The 19,144-nt window shown below is 65.3% G+C and carries 14 protein-coding genes; 6 read left to right on the top strand and 8 right to left on the bottom strand.

From position 1 onward, the window contains the following. Window positions 1-82 precede the first annotated feature (82 nt). Window positions 83-1,084: a sugar-transfer associated ATP-grasp domain-containing protein gene (locus ACX3PH_RS08045; RefSeq protein WP_459091203.1), complete on the top strand. Its 1,002-nt coding sequence runs from the start codon at window positions 83-85 to the stop codon at window positions 1,082-1,084. Between the two features lie 7 nt (window positions 1,085-1,091). Here the strand turns inward: ACX3PH_RS08045 and ACX3PH_RS08040 are convergent, their stop codons facing one another. The 4 genes from ACX3PH_RS08040 to ACX3PH_RS08025 form a co-directional block, all read right to left on the bottom strand. Then, window positions 1,092-1,793 carry a coenzyme F420-0:L-glutamate ligase gene (locus ACX3PH_RS08040; protein WP_459091201.1) on the bottom strand — a complete coding sequence of 234 codons (702 nt, stop codon included), beginning with the start codon at window positions 1,791-1,793 and terminating at the stop codon, window positions 1,092-1,094. A 42-nt stretch (window positions 1,794-1,835) separates the two neighbouring features. Beyond that, complete coding sequence (locus tag ACX3PH_RS08035; RefSeq protein WP_459091199.1) at window positions 1,836-3,296, bottom strand: RNA polymerase sigma factor; 1,461 nt, start codon at window positions 3,294-3,296, stop codon at window positions 1,836-1,838. 208 nt (window positions 3,297-3,504) lie between these two features. Further along, the gene (locus ACX3PH_RS08030; RefSeq protein ID WP_459091197.1) at window positions 3,505-4,860 is read right to left on the bottom strand and encodes an MFS transporter; all 1,356 of its coding nucleotides are present in this window, start codon (window positions 4,858-4,860) and stop codon (window positions 3,505-3,507) included. A 51-nt stretch (window positions 4,861-4,911) separates the two neighbouring features. Next, window positions 4,912-5,847 carry a proteasome assembly chaperone family protein gene (locus ACX3PH_RS08025; protein WP_459091195.1) on the bottom strand — a complete coding sequence of 312 codons (936 nt, stop codon included), beginning with the start codon at window positions 5,845-5,847 and terminating at the stop codon, window positions 4,912-4,914. An 89-nt stretch (window positions 5,848-5,936) separates the two neighbouring features. Between ACX3PH_RS08025 and ACX3PH_RS08020 the strand changes: the two genes are divergently transcribed. The 3 genes from ACX3PH_RS08020 (at window position 5,937) to ACX3PH_RS08010 (ending at window position 10,540) form a co-directional block, all read left to right on the top strand. Further along, complete coding sequence (locus ACX3PH_RS08020) at window positions 5,937-7,427, top strand: leucyl aminopeptidase (RefSeq protein WP_459091193.1); 1,491 nt, start codon at window positions 5,937-5,939, stop codon at window positions 7,425-7,427. Between the two features lie 92 nt (window positions 7,428-7,519). Next, the gene (gene lpdA / locus ACX3PH_RS08015; protein ID WP_459091191.1) at window positions 7,520-8,893 is read left to right on the top strand and encodes a dihydrolipoyl dehydrogenase; all 1,374 of its coding nucleotides are present in this window, start codon (window positions 7,520-7,522) and stop codon (window positions 8,891-8,893) included. A gap of 117 nt (window positions 8,894-9,010) precedes the next feature. Beyond that, window positions 9,011-10,540 (top strand): 2-oxo acid dehydrogenase subunit E2, encoded by a 1,530-nt coding sequence (locus ACX3PH_RS08010; RefSeq protein WP_459091190.1) that lies wholly within the window; start codon window positions 9,011-9,013, stop codon window positions 10,538-10,540. A gap of 26 nt (window positions 10,541-10,566) precedes the next feature. Here the strand turns inward: ACX3PH_RS08010 and ACX3PH_RS08005 are convergent, their stop codons facing one another. Beyond that, entirely contained in the window at window positions 10,567-11,964 is a 1,398-nt protein-coding gene (locus tag ACX3PH_RS08005; RefSeq protein ID WP_459091188.1) for a protein kinase domain-containing protein, read from the bottom strand. Window positions 11,965-12,082: 118 nt separating this feature from the next. Here ACX3PH_RS08005 and ACX3PH_RS08000 point away from each other — a divergent pair, with 118 nt between their 5' ends. Then, the gene (locus tag ACX3PH_RS08000) at window positions 12,083-12,796 is read left to right on the top strand and encodes a DUF4191 domain-containing protein (RefSeq protein ID WP_459091186.1); all 714 of its coding nucleotides are present in this window, start codon (window positions 12,083-12,085) and stop codon (window positions 12,794-12,796) included. A gap of 4 nt (window positions 12,797-12,800) precedes the next feature. On the opposite strand, the gene ACX3PH_RS07995 is transcribed toward ACX3PH_RS08000, so the two are convergent. Continuing rightward, window positions 12,801-13,217, bottom strand: a complete 417-nt coding sequence (locus ACX3PH_RS07995) for an RDD family protein (RefSeq protein ID WP_459091184.1) — start codon at window positions 13,215-13,217, stop codon at window positions 12,801-12,803. A 140-nt stretch (window positions 13,218-13,357) separates the two neighbouring features. On the opposite strand from ACX3PH_RS07995, the gene glnA reads away from it, so the two are divergent. After that, a complete protein-coding gene (gene glnA, locus ACX3PH_RS07990; RefSeq protein ID WP_459091182.1) occupies window positions 13,358-14,782 on the top strand; it encodes a type I glutamate--ammonia ligase in 1,425 nt (474 codons plus the stop codon). 20 nt (window positions 14,783-14,802) lie between these two features. On the opposite strand, the gene ACX3PH_RS07985 is transcribed toward glnA, so the two are convergent. Together ACX3PH_RS07985 and ACX3PH_RS07980 are read right to left on the bottom strand one after the other, a co-directional pair. Continuing rightward, window positions 14,803-17,757, bottom strand: coding sequence for a bifunctional [glutamine synthetase] adenylyltransferase/[glutamine synthetase]-adenylyl-L-tyrosine phosphorylase (locus ACX3PH_RS07985; protein WP_459091180.1), 2,955 nt, complete (start codon window positions 17,755-17,757; stop codon window positions 14,803-14,805). Between the two features lie 19 nt (window positions 17,758-17,776). Then, a complete protein-coding gene (locus tag ACX3PH_RS07980; protein WP_459091178.1) occupies window positions 17,777-19,114 on the bottom strand; it encodes a glutamine synthetase family protein in 1,338 nt (445 codons plus the stop codon). Between the last annotated feature and the right edge of the window lie 30 nt (window positions 19,115-19,144).

Here is a 19,144-nt window from a genome sequence, read left to right as displayed (position 1 = left end):
TCTACCGCCCCGTATGATTGGGGGGCACGTTGTGATGGTGGCCGATGGGAGACACACCGCTGTGAAATTGAAGAACCTGGGTGTGAAGAGTCGCCTTCAGTACCTGTGGCGTCGGGCCCGTGGCTTCGACGCCGCTTCTCTGACGTCCCGGGCGAGCGCAGTCGCTGCCGCCCATGGCAAGGCGACGCCGATCATCGTTGTGGACATGCTCTGGTCTGCCGCCTTCCGCAACGTCGCGTTCCAGGATTATGTCGACTACGACTTCGCCATCCTGACGCGTGCCGAGCGTGCGACGTACATGACCCACTCCATCTCCAACCACATCGCGATGAAGTACGACCACCCCGATTACCGCGAGGTCTTTCACGACAAGACTGCGTTCAACCGTGCGTTCGACGCGTACCTCGGCCGCGAATGGCTCGACGTGAGCTCTTCTTCGGTCGATGCGGTGCGCGAGTTCACGCAGCGCCACGGTCGGGTGATGGGCAAGGTTCCGGTCAGCGACTCCGGCCACGGCGTTTCACGCTATGAGGCGGATGCGATCAGCGACTGGGAGGCCTTCCGCAGCGAGCTGATCGCCAAGGGGCAGACCCTGCTTGAGGAGTACATCAGGCAGCACCCCACGCTGGCGGCCGTTTGCCCCGGTACCGCGAACACCACCAGGGTCACCACGTTCTTCGACGGCGACAAGACCCATGTGCTCTCCATGGCGCAGAAGTTCGGTCGCGGCGAGGCAAGCGACCAGCAGACCTTCGGCGGCTTCTACACGATGCTGAACCTGGACGGCTCATCACGGGGACGCGGCTACGACTCTCACGACAGCGTGCACGAGACGCATCCGGAGTCCGGGGTGTCGATTCCCGATTTCCAGCTGCCGATGGTCGACGAACTGTTCGAGTTCATCGACCAGGTCGCCCGAGTGGTGCCGCAGATGCAGTATGTCGGCTGGGATGTCGTCATCGGGGAGACCAGGCCAATACTGGTCGAAGGCAATTGGGCGGCGGGCGTGTACGAGAACAAGCCGAGCGTCACCGGCATCCGTACTGGCAGCCTGCCGAGGTACCGCGAAGCGATCGGGTTCTAAGCGGGGCCTACGCCGTGCGGCGGATGATGCCCATCGGCGTGCTCTCGCGCCCCTGACCGAGGGGGTTGTCCAGCAGCAGCCGCTCCATGGCGCGGGTTCCGGCGCGGTCCATGGTGGAACCGAGCACATTCCCGCCCAGGTCGTTCATGTCGACGATCAGCACATCGACGTTCTTGCCGATGGCGTCGCGCAACTCGCGTGCGACGTGCGTCGGGCGATCGGGGGCGAGCACCACGTGCGAGTTGTATGGCGGGATGGTTCCGCTGGTCGGTCCATCGATTCCCCGGGCCTTGGGCCCGGCAACCCGATAGAAGTCGCCACGCCGGCCGAACAGCTTGGTCACCGCGGCGACCACGGCAGCAAAAAGGATGCGAGGGGTACCGCACTCTCGCAGCGCCATCTCCATGGTCTGCGGAAGTCCCAGGCCGATGCCGTTCGGGGTCTTGGTGACATGGTTGGACAGCCAGGTGGCCAGCTTGCGCGGCTCAATGGATTCCGTCGGAAACGAGCGACCCTGTGTGATGGCCACGATCTTCTCGGTCACGAAGAGAATGTCGCCGTCTTCCAGGCGGTCGACGGCGAAGTCGGTGACGACATCCGTGATGTCATCATCACTCAGCACCAGCTTGGTCTTGATGGGAATTCGCTGGTACCGCACGCCGTCCTGCACCGCTTCGAGCTGTTTGCCCGCGTTCGCCTCATCGGCCATCCCGGCGCACCTCTCTCCTGACCGCTCGCACCAGGCTTCTGCCTACTCCAGGTAGTCGCGCAGCGACTGGGAACGTGAAGGATGGCGGAGCTTGGCCATGGTCTTCGACTCGATCTGGCGGATGCGCTCACGCGTCACGCCGAAGGTGTCACCGATCTGGTCCAGGGTCTTCGGCATGCCGTCGCCGAGACCGAAACGCATCCGGATGACGCCCGCTTCGCGCTCGGACAGGGAATCGAGCAGCGACTCCAGTTGCTTCTGCAGCATGGTGAATCCGACCGCGTCAGCAGGCACGACAGCCTCGGTATCCTCGATGAGGTCACCGAATTCGCTGTCACCGTCTTCGCCGAGCGGGGTGTGAAGGGAGATCGGCTCGCGACCGTACTTCTGCACCTCGACGACCTTCTCCGGGGTCATGTCGAGTTCGCGGGACAACTCTTCCGGGGTGGGCTCGCGACCGAGGTCCTGCAGCATCTGGCGCTGCACGCGGGCGAGCTTGTTGATGACCTCGACCATGTGCACCGGAATGCGGATGGTTCGGGCCTGGTCGGCCATGGCGCGGGTGATCGCCTGGCGGATCCACCAGGTGGCGTAGGTCGAGAACTTGAAGCCCTTGGTGTAGTCGAACTTCTCGACGGCACGGATGAGCCCCAGGTTGCCTTCCTGGATGAGGTCGAGGAACTGCATGCCGCGGCCCGTGTACCGCTTGGCCAGCGACACAACGAGGCGGAGGTTCGCGCCGAGCAGGTGGCTCTTGGCCCGCTGCCCGTCCTTGGCGACCCACTGAAGTTCACGCCGGGCGGCGGGCGACAGCTTGTCGGCCTCGTTGGCCAGCTTGTCCTCGGCGAACAACCCGGCCTCAATGCGCATGGCGAGTTCGACTTCCTCAGCCGCGTTCAGCAACGCGACCTTGCCGATCTGCTTCAGGTAGTCCTTGACCGGGTCGGCGGTGGCGCCGGTGATGGCGGCGGAGTAGACCGGAACTTCGTCTTCGTCGTCAACGAGCGACAGTACCAATGCGCCGGTCGGGAGGGCTTCGTCCTTACTGGTCGACTTGGTCTCGTCCGAGTCGTCGGCGTCGTCGTGCTCGTGATCCGTCGCCTTCGACTCGTCTTCATGCTCGTCGGCCTTGGCCTTGGCCCTGGCGCCGCGCTTGGCCGGCGCTTTCTTGGCGGCCGGCGCCTTCTTCGCGGGAGCCGTCTCCGCCACAGTCTCAGCAGGCTCCTCGGGCGCAGCCTTCGTCCCCTTCACGGTCTTGGGGGCAGCCTTCGCGGCGGTCTTGGCCGCAGCCTTCTTGGCCGGCACCTTCTTGTCAGCGGGAGCCTCGTCCTTGACGGCAGGCGCAGCCTTCTTCGTCGCAGCAGCCTTGGGCGCAGCCGTCTTCGTCGTAGCCGTCTTCGTCGCGGAAGCCTTGGCCGCAGCTTTCGTCTCCGCCTTCTTAGGGGCGGTCGCTTCCGGCGTCTGGTCCGTGGTGTCGGTGGTGGTCTTGGTTCGGGCAGCCATACGGTTACCTTTCATTCGGGTCGAAGCGCTGAGTCAGCCGCGAGGCAGTGGAGCAGTGCAGCGTCGTTGTTTGACAGCATCGTTTTTGGACAGCACCGTTTTTTGACAGCCTCGTTTTTGGACAGCATGAAGACCCATGTCAAGTCCTGGACATGCGCGCACTTCGAGTGCCGTCACTCCAAGACCATCAAACGGGTCTTGTCAACAATTATTGCATGCTTTGACCGGGCTTCCCGCCACGGCGCCGACGCTTCCATTCTCTAACCCATACAACCCACAAGGGGGCTACCTGTATTCCCTCTTCCTCGTGAAGGAGGCGTCGAGTGCGACGCCTGGCGTGCAGCATGGCAGCGATACCGGCCCCCACCACCACGAACTGCACGAGGAACGCCACGCGGAAGCCCTCCCACGAGAACAGCTCGTCCGGCAGTCCGGTCGCCATCCGCCAATGGTTCATGAGGTCGAGAATGGTCCCGATGAGGAACATGATGACGAAGGTGGCGAGGAATCCGCCGACGTTGACGATTCCAGTGGCGGAGCCCAGGCTTCGTTGCGGGTTGAACTGCCGCGCGAAGTCGAAACCGATCAATGAACCGGGGCCGCCGACGCCCAGGACGAGGATCAGGATACTGACCAGCCACAGCGGAGGCTCGGTCGGCCAGGCGAGGACGACAGCCCAGGCGGTCAACATCATTGTCACGGCGGTCAGGACCAGGTTCGACCGGCGCAACGGGAACAGTGCGGACAGGAGTCCGAGGATGGGGCCGGCGACCATTCCAGCCACGACCAGGAGGGCAAGGAGTCCCGCGGCAAGCTCGTTCGAGTAATGGAGTGCCCCCACCATGAACGGAAACCCCCAGAGCAGAGCGAAGACCGTCCCAGGCGATTGGGTGACGAAGTGCGACCAGAAGCCGAGCTGTGTTCCCGGCCGTCGCATGGCTTCTTTCAGCTGGCGTATCGACTGCCGGAAACCCCGGGCATGTTCTGCCGGGTTCAGCTTCTGCGGGCTGTTGGCGACGAACACCAGAACGATTAGGAGGACAACCGCTGAGGCCACGCCTGCGCTGGCGAACGCGGTGGTCCACCCGAATCCCTGAAGCAGCCAGGAAAACGGGACAACCGAAAGGATCTGGCCCAACTGGCCGATGTTCCCCGTCCACTGCGAAACCTGCGGCAGGATTCGGCCGGAGAACCAGAACGAGAGGAGCCTCAGCACCGATATGAACGTCATGGCGTCGCCGGCGCCGACCAACAGGCGGCCGAATAATGCGAAGCCGAGGTCCGCGGTAGACGCCAGCATCAGCTGTCCGGTCAGCATCAGCACGCCGCCGAAAACGATCAACACCTTCGGTCCGACCCGATCGAGAACCATCCCGACGGGCACCTGCAGCGCGGCGTAGACCACGATCTGAATGACGCCAAGGGACGAGAGCAGCGAAGCAGAGATCTCGAACCGTTCGATGGCCTCCACCCCGGCGACCCCGAGGGATGAGCGCTGGAGCACGGCAACCATGTAGGCGGCTACCGCAGCCCCCCACACCAGCCACGCCCGCGACGAATTCACGGTTAGAGCCTAGGCGAGACTCCAACGGCCGAATGCCGGTCACACCCGGTGTTAGAGGTGGTCCTCCGACGAGCCGTTGTCTTCCCCGTGCCTCCTGGTGGCGAGGAATTTCTCGAGCTCCGCCGCGATCTCATCGGCCGTCGGAAGCTCGCCGTCTTCATCCGTCAGCGGGGACCGCATCGGGTTTCCCGCCATATACGAGTCGTGGCGTTCCTCAAGAGCGCCGACCAGTTTGGCGAGTTCGGGGTTCCCCTCAACCTGGGCATCGATCTTGGCCACGAACTCGCGGCCCTCCTCACGAAGCTGGTCGGTCGGGAAGAGCAGCCCGGTAGCTGCCGACACCCCGTTGAGGGCGGCAACCGCGGCATCGGGATACTCAGTGTCTGCCAGGTAGTGCGGGATGAGCAGTACGATCCCGGCCGTGGGGAGTTCGGTGTTCTGCAGGCGGTACTCCACCAGGTGCATTGCATTGGACGGAACCTGGGTGTGCGGCTTCCACACCGACATCGCGTCGATCAACTCGGTGCGGTTCCCGCTCACTGTGACGCCGATCGACCTGGTGTGGGGCACCGGCATCGGAATCGCATGGACCCAGGTGGCGGATGCGACGTTCAGCCCGTCGATGAGCTCGAGGACTGCGGAGGTGAAGCGTTCCCACTGGAAGTCGGGCTCGTAGCCGCTGAGCAGCAGGAATTGCTGGCCGATCTCATCCTTCACCAGGTACAGCGCCAGCCTTGCCGGCCGGTAGTTGGTGAGGTGGTCCTGGTCGAAGTAGATCGTCGGCCGGCGGGCGCGGTAGTCGAGCAGCGAATCGTTGTCGAAGGTTGCGACCAGCCGATAATCGAGGCTGTCGGTGAGATATTCGGTGAACTGGGTGACCGCAGAGCCGGCGTCGGCGAAGCCGGTCAGGCCGGCAACGAGCGGAAGCCCCTCCGGGACGACGAACGCGTCGTCCTCCCACTCGAACAGGCCCTCTGGTGTAAGCATGCATTCACTCTAACCGCGGGTAACTGGGCACTTCGGCTGAACCGGCCGTTAGCCGAACGCCGTCAGCGAACAGCCGTAGCATGGGGCACATGACTGTGCCTGCGCTCGCCGTTTCCACCCAATCCCCCACCACCATCAGTACCGACGTCCTGGTCGTTGGAGTACACGCGACGGATGATGGCCCTCGCCTGGCGACCGACCTTCCCGAAGTCGCTTCCCTCGCCCCCCAGCTGGCCGCTATGGGCGTGTCGGGCGGCAAGGACGAACTCACCCGGCTGCCCGGGATCGGCTCAGCTGCGAGCGTCGCCCTGATCGGGCTCGGGCCGGGCGACGTTTCGCCCACCACACTCCGCTACGCCGCCGGTTCAGCCGCGCGCCAGCTTGTCGGCGTCGACTCGCTTGTGATCGCGCTGCCGATCAGCACCGACGCGGATGCCCTCGCCGTCCTCGAGGGTGCCGGTATCGGCGCGTACTCCTTCACCCGGTACCGTCACGCGTCGAAGGAGAAGACCAAGGTTCCCGCGACCACGATCACCGTCCACTCCACGCTGGAGACCGCAGGCACGATCGTTGACCGCGCCCTTACGGTGAGTGAGGCCACGCACCAGGTGCGCGACCTGGTGAACATGCCGCCGCTCGACCTGTACCCGGAGACCTTCGCTGACGCCGTCATCGAATACGCGGAAGGGCTTCCGGTGGAGGTGGAGGTGCTCGCGCAGGATGAGCTGACAGCGGGGGGCTTCGGCGGATTGCTCGGGGTCGGCTCCGGCTCCCCCCGTGGCCCGCGCCTGGTGAAGATCAGCTACCAGCCGGCAGGGGCTTCCAAGCACCTCGCCCTCGTCGGCAAGGGCATCACCTTCGACACCGGCGGGCTTTCCCTGAAGCCGCCGGCCTCGATGGTCGGCATGAAGTACGACATGACCGGAGCCGCAACCGTCATGTCGACTGTGCTCGCTGCCGCCCGGCTCTCGCTGCCGCTGCGGATCACCGGCTGGTTGTGCCTGGCCGAGAACATGCCATCCGGAACGGCCATCCGACCGAATGACATCCTGCGGATTCGGGGCGGCAAGACGGTCGAGGTGCTGAACACCGATGCGGAGGGCCGCCTGGTCCTGGCCGACGGCCTGGTCGCAGCCGGTGAAGAGCATCCGGATGCCATCATCGACGTGGCAACACTGACCGGGGCCGCCATTGTCGCGCTGGGCAACCGCTATTCCGGCGTCATGGGTTCCGATGACCTGGTCGGCAGCGTGCTGGCGGTTGCCACCGAAGCGGGCGAGCCGATGTGGGGCATGCCCCTGCCCGAGGAGCTCCGCGCGTCGCTGAACACGGACGTCGCCGACATCGCCAACGCCAAGATCGGCAGCACGGCAGGCGGAATGCTGCTCGCCGGTGTCTTCCTGCAGGAATTCATCGGCACAGTGTCAGAGGATTCCTCCGACCGGATCCCCTGGGCGCACCTGGATATCGCCGGCTCCTCGAACAACGGTGCCGGAGGTTATGGCTTCACCGGAAAGGGCCCGACGGCGGTAGCGGTGCGCACGCTGCTCGGCGTGGCAGAGGAAATTTCTCGGGCGTAGTAAGGTTTTTTGGGTACGAAACTTCCCTGAATCAGGCCCGGGCGGATCAGCCATGGGGTCACGCAGAAACCTGAACCACTAGGAGTTGCCGGGTGTCCGAACAGAATTTTGATGTTGTTGTCGTTGGTGGCGGAAGTGGCGGTTACGCTGCAGCCATCCGCGCATCCGAGCTCGGTCTCTCGGTCGGCCTGATCGAGAAGGACAAGCTCGGCGGCACCTGCCTGCACGTCGGCTGCATCCCCACCAAGGCGCTTCTCCACGCCGCAGAAGTAGCGGATGTCTCGCGCGACTCCGCGAAGTACGGCGTCAAGACCGCCTTCGAGGGCATCGACATCGCCGCAGTGACCGCCTACCGCGAGGAAGTGGTCGCCAGCAAGTACAAGGGCCTCGGCGGCCTCATCAAGGCCCGCGGCATCACCGTCATCGAGGGTGAGGGCAAGCTCGTTGCGCCGACCACCGTCGAGGTGGCTGGAAACCGGGTCACCGGCAAGAACGTGATCCTCGCCACCGGGTCATACTCCCGCTCGCTCCCCGGCCTCGAAATCGGCGGGCGCGTCATCACCTCGGAGCAGGCACTCGAGCTCGACTTCGTTCCCAACAAGGTTGCCGTTCTCGGCGGCGGCGTCATCGGCGTGGAGTTCTCCAGCGTGTGGAAGTCGTGGGGTGCCGAAGTCAGCATCATCGAGGCCCTGCCGCACCTCGTGCCCAACGAGGACGAGGCGATCAGCAAGCAGTTCGAGCGCGCATTCCGCAAGCGCGGCATCGAGTACTCGCTCGGGGTGCGCTTCCAGAGCGTCACCCAGGATGAGAACGGTGTCGTCGTCACGCTGGAGAACGGCAAGACCATCGAAGCAGAGCTGCTTCTGGTGGCCGTCGGCCGCGGCCCGTCAACGGCAGGCATCGGGCTCGAGGATGTCGGTGTGGAGACCGATCGCGGATTTGTCACCACGAACGAGCGCCTGGCCACCAACCTGCCGAACGTCTACGCGGTCGGCGACATCGTGCCCGGCCTGCAGTTGGCTCACCGCGGCTTCCAGCAGGGAATCTTCGTCGCTGAGGAGATCGCCGGACTGAACCCGCAGGTCATCGCCGATGTCAACATCCCGAAGGTCACCTACTCCGACCCCGAGGTCGCGTCGATCGGCCTCACCGAGGCGAAGGCGAAGGAAGCCCACGGAGCGGACAACGTGTCGAGCTACGACTACAACCTCGCCGGCAACGGCAAGAGCCACATCATCGGAACCTCAGGGCTCATCAAGGTGGTGCGGGTCAACGACGGTCCGGTGGTCGGGGTCCACATGATCGGTGCTCGCGTCGGCGAACTGATCAGCGAGGCCCAGCTCGCCGTCAACTGGGAGGCATACCCCGAGGACGTTGCACCGTTGATCCACGCCCACCCGACCCAGAGCGAAGCGCTCGGCGAGGCGTTCCTGGCCCTCGCAGGCAAGCCTTTGCACGCGATGTAGCCCGAGCGCCGACGCGCACGAGGGGCAACCCGACGGTGAATCTCTGCCCGTTTCATGGCAGCCAGCCGCAGGCAAACTAAGCTGAACCCAACAACACTGCTATAAGGAGCAACCCTGATGAGCCAATCCGTCAACCTCCCGGCACTCGGTGAGAGTGTCACCGAGGGCACGGTAACGCGCTGGCTGAAGAACGTGGGCGACCACGTCGAGGTCGACGAACCGCTGGTCGAAGTATCCACCGACAAGGTGGACACCGAGATTCCTTCGCCGATTGCCGGTGTGATCGAGCAGATCCTCGTCCAGGAGGACGAGACCGTCGAGGTTGGCACCGCTCTCGTCACCATCGGAGATGGAACCGCCGGTGGAGCAGAAGAGGCGCCGGCAGCCCCCGCAGAGGAGGCGCCGGCAGCAGCCGAGGCTCCCGCTGAGCAGGCACCAGCAGCCGCCGAAGCGCCGGCTGAGGAAGCAGCAGCAGCTCCTTCCGAGGAAGCACCAGCCGCAGAAGCTCCAGCCGAAGCGGCACCAGCAGAGGCACCCACCGAGGAAGCACCTGCCGCCGCTGAACCCGCCCCGCAGGAGGCACCGGCTGCACCGCAACCGGCAGCGCCACAACCAGTAGCCGCGGCGCCGGCAGCTCCAGCCGCTGAGCCCCCGGCCCAGGAACCAGTCCAGGAGTTCCTGCCGTCATCAGTCCCATCGGCCGTGCCCTCCAATGACGCTCCAGTCCCAGCCGCCGCGCCGGAAGCTCCCACTGAGCCGTCTATCGTGGCGAATGCCGGCTACGTGACCCCCCTGGTTCGCAAGCTGGCCAACGAGCGTGGCATCGACCTCACCACCGTGAGCGGTACCGGCGTCGGTGGCCGCATCCGCAAGGAAGACCTCACGGTGGCTCCCGCACCGGCTGCGCCGGCTGCTGAGGTGGAGGTGTCACCGCTGCGCGGAACGACAGTTCCGATGTCACGCCTGCGCAAGATCATTGCCGAGCGCGCGGTTGCGTCGATGCAGGCATCCGCCCAACTCACCTCCGTGGTGGAGGTGGACGTCACCAAGGTCGCGACCTTCCGCGATCAGGTCAAGGCCGACTTCCTGAAGAGCACGGGCAACAAGCTGTCGTTCCTGCCGTTCTTCGCACTTGCCACCGCCGAAGCGCTGAAGTCGTACCCGATCGTCAATGCGACGATCGATGGCGACAGCATCGTCTACCCGGCCCAGGAGAACATGAGCATCGCCGTCGACACCGAACGTGGCCTGCTCACGCCGGTGATCAGTGACGCTGGTTCGCTCAACCTTGCCGAGCTGGCGGCTCAGATCGCAGATCTGGCCGCGCGCACCCGCGACAACAAGCTGACCCCGGACGAGCTCAGTGGTGGAACGTTCACGCTGACCAACACCGGATCCCGTGGGGCACTGTTCGACACCCCGGTGGTGTTCATGCCGCAATCCGCGATCCTGGGCACCGGAATCGTCACCAAGCGGCCCGTGGTCGTGACCGCTGAGGGAAGCGACTCGATCGCCATCCGCTCGATGGTCTACCTGGCGCTGTCCTACGATCACCGCATCGTCGATGGTGCGGATGCTTCGCGCTTCCTCGTGCAGGTCAAGAACCGCCTCGAGGCGGGCGACTTCGCGGGCGACCTCGGAATCTGAAGAGACGGCATCTAAAGAGACGGCATCTAACCAACGAACGGTGCAGGGCCTTCCAGGAGGCTCCTGATCCGCCAGCCAGCCTCGGTCCTGATCATCATCAGGACCGAGGCTGTGGCGTTTCCAGAAGGTTCACCGAGCCCTGGATCCACAGCCAGCAGTACCGTGTCGCCCATACGGTCGATGATGCTAATGCCGCTTCCCGCGAAAACGTCCTCGTCAAGCTCACCGCCGTCCTCCACGCCCTGGATGCGGGTGGCGTCCGCGTGCCAGGCAGCGGAGTCGGCCTGGTGCACGGTATCGAGACAGAGGATCGAGCGTTCTCGCAGGCATTGCTCACGGCGTTCCAGCAACGCCACTGCGGCGGCAACAGGATCGTCACCGGCGGCGACGCTCGGTGCGACTGGTTGTACCGGAACCGTCAGGGCATCGACAGTGGCATCGGCATTGCCGGCTCCTGGTGCAGCTTCCGGTACCTGGGCCAGGGTGATTGCCACGACTACGGCGAGAAGTCCGCTCCCGGCTACAAGCCAGACGCGCCTCCTGACCCGCCGGATCGCGTCCACCGTGCCGGCCAGACGGTCGACAAGCCACTCCGGTAGCCTCTCCGCCTGGCGAGCCGTCCACTCGGCTGCTCCCGTACGCTCCGGTGCGTCGACCACCGGGCTGACAGCTCGGCCCACCTCGAACCGGTGCGGAACCACAGCCTGCGTCGCGTCCGGGCTGAAGTTCACCGGGACAGCGTCAGAGAACGCGAACAGGCCGCGCGCCAATTGTGCCGGGTAGCCGGGGACGCGTCGTTGTTCAGCCACCCAGGCGGAGAAGTCGCCGGCACGCACCGCCGGGTCGACCACGCGGGCGAGCACCGACCTGACCAGGGCCGTCAGAGCATCCAGGTCGGTGGACACTCCGGCATTCGCATCGAGTTGTGCCGGTGTGATGGGCTGCCCATCACCGGGCGTGATCACCGTGGAGGCGCCGAACCCGCTCAGCACGGGGGCGCCCGTGGCGTCGAACAGCACCGCAGCGGGCCCGATGCGCCCGTGAGTCACACCCAGCCGGTGCAGCTCAGTGACCGCGGCGACAAGCGGGGCGAGTATGGTGACGGCCTCCCCCGCCTCCAGCGAACGCCGGTCCGCGAGCAGGCGAGCCAGCCCGCTCGGCTCCAACCGTTGCAGGATGAGGCTCGGGGTGTTCCGGGGCCCGGTGGCAAGGTCGAGGAGGCGCACGATGTGGGGGTGACCCAGGCGGCTCAGCGCGGTGATCTCCGCGTCGATGGCCTCGTCAGGGGTGCCGTCCTTGAACACCTTGACGGCTGCCAGCTCCGGTGTGCCATCCGGCCTGCGACCGGCGTGCCCCAGGTACACGTCTGCGCGGCTGCCCGAGCCGAGTCTCCGAATGATGCGATATCCGCCGATCGAGTCCACTCCCCCACCCTGAAGGCATGCCGCCGTCAGACTGGCTGCTCTACGGGACTGGTGAACTCCTCCTGCTTTGGCGACGCAGTGAGGAGAAGAGGGTGCGTGAGGCCGTATCCTTATGGGTATGGCCCGAACTAAAGACAAGGCACCCAAGCCGCCCAAGGAAGACGGTCGTCTGAAGCAGATGTACCGGGTCTTCCAGATGACCCGCCGCTACGACCCGAACTCCGTCTGGTGGATGGCGGGGGGCTTCGCGCTTCCCTTGATCCTCGGTGTCGTGATCGGTATCGTCACCTCCGGCGGTGCGGTGTTCCCACTGATCCTGTGGATCGTCTCAGGTCTGATGGCCGGCGTGCTCGCCTTCCTGATCATCCTCGGCCGGCGCGCGGAGAAGGCCGCCTACTCCCAGATCCAGGGCCAGCCTGGCGCCGTCGGCGCCGTGCTCAAGAGTTCGCTTCGGCGAGGCTGGACCGCCAGTGAGCTTCCGGTCGCCGTGAGCCCGAAAACCCAGGATGCCGTCTACCGGGCGGTCGGACGCGGTGGCGTCGTGCTGATCGCCGAAGGACCGAAATCGCGCACGACGAAGATGTTGGACGAGGAGCGTCGCAAGGTCGCGCGTATCCTTCCCAACGTCTCGGTGCACTTCCTGCACGTCGGGCCGGATGAAGGCTCTGTGCCGCTGCACAAGATCCCATCGACGCTCGGCAAGTACAAGAAGGCACTCAACAAGGCGGAGATCTACGCGGTCAGCAACCGGATGTCGTCGCTCACCAAGGGCAGCCTGCCGATCCCCAAGGGTGTCGACCCGTTCAAGGCGCGCGCGCCGAGGCCTCGCTAACGCGTCAGCGCCTCACCAGCACAGTTCCCGCGATCTTGTCGTGGAGTCCACGCTGGTCTGAATCCCAGATCAGTGGCGGAATCACCGCGCAGACCAGCACGGTGCGCACCACCGGCCGCCACCAGCCGATCCAGCCGCCTGTGATGGGCACAACCCTCAGCCCGACGAGAAGGTGGCCGATGCCGCCGGCGACGAGCGTGATGAACACGATTTGCGTGATGGCGAAGATCAGGGTGGATGCCAACCCGTTGTACTGGAAGAACACGGCTGACAGCAGGGCGGCCAAGGCGAAGTCGATGGCGAGTGCGGCAATCCGCCGGCCCGGACGGGCCACCGATCTGGGGCCGGATTCGGGAAGGCTGAGCCGCTCTCCCGGCCAGCGGGGGGAGGCGCCGGTAGGCTGGGTAGTGGTGGAGGGCATCCGTCAATCCTATGAGAACCGGCTGACGTAACACCGCCGAAACATTTGCGACACCGCCGGGAAATCCCGTGCCGCTAACCTCCCCACGTGGCTGCGAACGCAGTTGCATCGACAACCAGGACCAGTTGGAGTTCAACCACATGTTCACTGATTCAGCCGAGGTACTCCAGTACATCAAGGACAACGATGTGAAGTTCCTTGATATCCGCTTCACCGACCTGCCAGGAGTGCAGCAGCACTTCAACATCCCGGCATCGACGGTGGACGAGGAGTTCTTCACCGTCGGCCAGCTCTTCGACGGCTCGTCGATCCGGGGCTTCGCGTCGATCCACGAGTCGGACATGCAGCTCATTCCTGATGTCACCACCGCTTACATCGACCCGTTCCGCGTCGAGACCACGCTGATCATGCTCTTCGACATCTACAACCCGCGGAACGGCGAGATCTACGCCCGCGACCCGCGCCAGGTGGCCAAGAAGGCCGAGAAGTACCTGAGTTCGACCGGCATCGCCGACACCGCGTTCTTCGCCCCAGAGGCAGAGTTCTACATCTTCGACGACGTTCGCTACGAGACCAGGCAGAACTCCAGCTTCTTCTCCGTCGACTCCGAAGAGGGCGCGTGGAACAGCGGGCGCGTCGAAGACGGCGGAAACCTCGCCAACAAGACGCCGTTCAAGGGCGGCTACTTCCCGGTCAGCCCGGTCGACAAGCAGGCTGACCTGCGCGACGACATCTGCCTCAAGCTGATCGATGCCGGACTCATCCTCGAACGGTCCCACCACGAGGTGGGTTCCGGCGGGCAGGCCGAGATCAACTACCGGTTCGACACCATGGTCACCGCGGCAGACGACATCCTCAAGTTCAAGTACATCGTCAAGAACACGGCGGAAGAATGGGGCAAGACTGCCACATTCATGCCGAAGCCGCTGTTCGGCGACAACGGATCGGGCATGCACGTGCACCAGTCGCTGTGGAGCGACGGTAAGCCGCTGTTCTACGACGAGAGCGGCTACGGCGGCCTCAGCGACCTCGCGCGCTGGTACATCGGCGGACTGCTGAAGCACGCCCCGGCTGTTCTGGCGTTCACCAACCCGACGCTCAACTCGTTCCGTCGTCTCGTCCCCGGTTTCGAGGCTCCGGTCAACCTGGTCTATTCGGCCGGCAACCGCTCGGCTGCCATCCGCATCCCGATCACCGGTACCAACCCGAAGGCGAAGCGCATCGAGTTCCGGGCACCGGATGCCTCGGGCAACCCCTACCTCGCATTCGCGGCCCAGCTGATGGCCGGCCTGGACGGGATCAAGAACCGCATCGAGCCTCATGAGCCGGTCGACAAGGACCTGTACGAGCTGCCGCCTGAGGAGGCGCGGAACATCCCGCAGCTCCCGGCGTCGCTCGAGGCAGCCCTCGAGGCTCTGGAGGAGGACCACGACTTCCTGCTCGCGGGAGGGGTGTTCACGATGGACCTCATCGAGACCTGGATCGCGTACAAGCGCGAGAAAGAGATCCTGCCAGCAGCCCAGCGGCCGACTCCGATCGAGTACGAGCTGTACTACGGGGTCTAGCCTTCGACAAACCGGGCCAGTCAGCCGGTGGCGGGCTCGAAATCATCCGTGATGCCGTAGAAGTGCCGTTCGAAGACGGTCCTCGACAACCTGGTAACGCGCAGGTAGTCGTCCTCCAACTGGCTGGCTGAGCCCGGCGGATAGCCCATCAGCCGGGCGACGCCATCCAGTTGCTGCCGATCCCGGGGAAGCACATCGGAGGTTTTCGCGCTCCAGAGGGTCATCGCGGACCTCGCACGCGCGGCGAAGATCCAGGCGCTGCGCAGCTTGGCCGCATCCTCTTCGGGTACCAGGGAGTGCTTCACCGAGGTGGCCAGCGCGTCGAGAGTCGAGGTCGTCCGCAGCTCCTCGACAGCGGCGCCGTGCTGCAATTGAAGAAGCTGCACGAACCATTCGACGTCGCTGAGCGACCCGCGCCCCAGCTTCAGGTGGCGGTTGGGGTCGGCGCCCTGCGGGAGTCGCTCAGACTCCACCCTGGCCTTGATGCGCTTCACCTCACGAACCTGCTGGTCGGTGATCGCCAGCGGAAAGCGCACCTCATCGGCCAGGGCGTCGAAGGCGCGCCGAAGTGCCTCATCCCCCACCATGCCCTTGGCGCGGAGCAACGCCTGCGCCTCCCAGGTGAGCGACCAGCGCTCGTAGTACGCGCGATACGAGTCCAGGGAACGGACGACAGCGCCGTTCTTACCCTCCGGCCGCAAGTCGATGTCCAGGTCGAGCGTCAGCTTGAGGTCGTCCGAGAGCCTCAGCAACTCCGACACCAAGTGCTCCGCGCGCTTCTGGGCGTCTGCGGGGGTGGCGGACAATGCACGGTAGACGTACATGACATCCGTGTCCGAACCGAAGCCGAGTTCCCGGCCGCCGTACCTGCCCATGCCGATTATGGCGAATTCGATTCCGTCGTTGTCGCGGCGCAGGGAGTCCAACAGTCCGCTGAGCAGTGTCGTGGTGACATCCGCCAGCGCGTGGCCCAGCTGGGCTGAATCGATGAATCCGAGCATCCAGCCCAGCGCCAGCCGGAGCACCTCGCGACGGCGCGCCGCCTTCAGTACGGTGGCGGCAGCATCCGGGTCGTCATAGCGCGCAACGGTCGCCTTCGCCTCTTCCGCGAGGGTCGCCGCCGACCGCGGAAGCAGCTCAGCCTCGTGCTCAAGCCAGGCGGCGGCCTCAGGAATGACCTCGAACAGGCCGCCGATGTACCGGGAGCCGGAGAGCACCCGCGTCAGGCGGCTGGCAGCGCCAGAGGAGTCTCGCAGCATCCGCAGGAACCAATGCGACTCCCCCAGGTCCTCATTGAGCCTGCGGAAGCTGAGCAGGCCGTAATCGGGGTCCGCGCCGTCGGCCAGCCATTGCAGCATCACCGGCAGCAGCGTGCGCTGGATCTGTGCCCGACGCGAAACCCCGGCGATCATGGCACGGATGTGGCTGAGCGCACCCTTCGCATCGACGAAACCGATCGCAGCAAGGCGTGCGGATGCCTGGTCGCTGGTCAGCGCGAAATCCTCCTCCGGGAGAGCCGCCACCGCCGACAGGAGCGGCCGGTAGAACAAGCGTTCGTGCAGAGTGCGCACCGCGCGCTTGGTGGCATGCCACCGCTCGACCAGCGCATCCGCCCCCGCGTTGATGCCCACCGCACGCGCCAGCACCCGCAACTCGTCCCGGTCGCGCGGCATGTGGTGGGTGCGCTGCAGGCCCGTGAGTTGGAGCCGATGCTCCAGCAACCGGAGGAACCGGTAGTGCTCGGCGAACGCCGCGGACTCCGTGCGCCCGATATAGCCTTGCGCGGCCAGTGCCTCCAGGGCAGCGAGGGTTCCCCGCTGGTGGACAACATCATCCGTCTGCCCGTGAACCAACTGCAGCAACTGGATGGTGAACTCGATATCCCGCAGTCCGCCTGGTCCCAGCTTCAGCTGGACATCAACTTCGTCAGCCGGAATGTTCTCGGTGACGCGCTCCCGCATCCGCTGGACACCTTCGACGAAACCGTCACGGGAGGCGCTCGACCAGACCTTCGGGGCCATGCCGGCCACGTACCGGTCACCCAGCTCGCGGTCGCCGGCAAGCGGTCGGGCCTTGATCATGGCCTGGAATTCCCAGCTCTTGGCCCAGCGTTCGTAGTATGCCAGGTGCGACTCCAGGGTGCGCACCAGCGCGCCATCCTTGCCCTCCGGCCGCAGGTTGGCATCGACCTCCCACAGCGGTGGCTCCCGGCTCACCCCGTGGACGCCGCGCATCGTCTGGACGGCCAGGGCGGTGGCGACCTGCACGGCACGCTCCACCTCGATCCCCGTCGTTGCCTCCACCACGAAGATCACGTCGACATCGCTCACGTAGTTCAGTTCGCGGGCGCCGGCCTTGCCCATGCCGATCACCGCAAGCCGGGTCGCAGCCACCTCCTCCGGCGGGAACGGCACGTGCCGTCGGGCGACGGCGAGGGCGGCATCCAGCGCGGCGCCGGCAAGGTCCGACAGGGCGCGCGTCACCTCGTCGATCGCACCAACCGGATCCGGCCGACCAAGGTCGTAGGCGGCCAACCTGGCGAGCTGGCTCCGGTAGCGGATGCGCAGCGCGTCCCAGGCTTCCTCCTCCCCCGCGGCATCCGCCACCGACTGCAGCATGACGCTGCGGTACTCCTCGACTGAAGGTGGCTCGATGACCGGGTCGGCCAGGGCGGTGAGCTCCGTCGGGTGACGCAGGAAGAACTCCGCAATCCCGCCCGACGCGCCGAGAGTGCGGATGAGCCGCCGAGCGTCATCCGGTTTGCCCAGGAGCGGTTCGACGTCGGCGCGAGAGGCCAGCAGGAGGTCGTTCAGCCTGGCCAGCGCCTGATCGGGGTTGGCAGCATCCGAGAAGACCGGAAGCACCTGGTCGATCGGGTGAACCTCCGAGACCTCCGCGATGAGGGAAGCCGCCCGGCCGAGGGAGGCGAACCCGAGGCGCGCCAGCGCGGTGAGGCTGCTACTCGGACGTGACATCGCGGAACCCGGACAGCGGTCAGAGCATCTTCAGGTTGCGAGCCAACTCGTATGGCGTCACCTGTGCCCGGTATTCCTTCCACTCCTGGCGCTTGTTCAGCAGCACATAGTTGAAGACCTGCTCGCCCAGTGTTTCAGCGACCAGCTCCGAGTTCTCCATGAGCGAGACCGCGTGATCGAGGCTGGCCGGGAGGGGGCTGTAGCCGAGCGCACGCCGCTCAGAATCGGTGAGCATCCAGACGTTGTCTTCCGCCTCCGGCGGCAGCTCATAACCCTCTTGAACACCCTTCAGCCCGGCCGCCAGCATGAGGGAGAACGACAGGTAGGGGTTCGCTGCTGAATCGATGGCGCGATATTCGACGCGCGCACTCTGGCCCTTGTTCGGCTTGTAGAGCGGCACCCGCACCAGGGCGGACCGGTTGTTGTGCCCCCAGGTGACGAAGCTGGGAGCCTCGTCGCCGCCCCACAGCCGCTTGTAGGAGTTGACGAACTGGTTGGTGACTGCCGTGATCTCCGGGGCGTGCCGCAGCAGGCCGGCGATGAACTGGCGTCCGACCTTCGACAGCTGGTACTTCGCACCGGCCTCGTAGAACGCATTGGTGTCTCCCTCGAAAAGCGAGACGTGGGTGTGCATTCCCGAGCCAGGGTGATCGGTGAGCGGTTTCGGCATGAACGTCGCGTACACGCCCTGCTCGATCGCGACCTCCTTGACGACGGTGCGGAAGGTCATGATGTTGTCCGCTGTGGTCAGCGCATCCGCGTAGCGGAGGTCGATCTCGTTCTGGCCGGGGCCACCCTCGTGGTGGCTGAACTCGACCGAGATGCCGAGGTCTTCGAGCATCCGCACCGAGCGGCGCCGGAAGTCGTGGGCGGTGCCGCCCGGAACGTTGTCGAAGTAGCCTGCCGAGTCGACCGGGATCGGACCCTTCTTGCCGAACTTGGAGCTCTTGAGCAGGTAGAACTCGATCTCCGGATGCGTGTAGAAGGTGAATCCGGCGTCCGCGGCCTTGGCCAGGGTGCGCTTGAGAACGTTGCGCGGGTCGGCGATCGCCGGCTGACCGTCGGGAGTCATGATGTCGCAGAACATCCGTGCGGTCGGGTCGATCTCTCCCCGCCACGGCAGGATCTGGAAGGTTGCCGGATCGGGGTGGGCCAGCACATCCGCTTCGTACGTCCTGGTGAGGCCCTCGATCGCCGACCCATCGAAACCGATGCCCTCGGCGAACGCCCCCTCTACCTCGGCTGGCGCGATCGCGACGGATTTCAGGGTGCCGACAACGTCGGTGAACCACAGCCGAACGAACTTGATGCCCCGCTCCTCGATCGTGCGAAGAACAAAGTCGCGCTGCTTGTCCATTGGCTCCTCTTCGTGCATTCTTCATGCCTG

Source organism: Homoserinimonas sp. A520 (assembly GCF_054489245.1).
The sequence above is the reverse complement of the archived record's forward strand: the minus strand, read 5'-3'. Positions and strand labels throughout refer to the sequence as shown.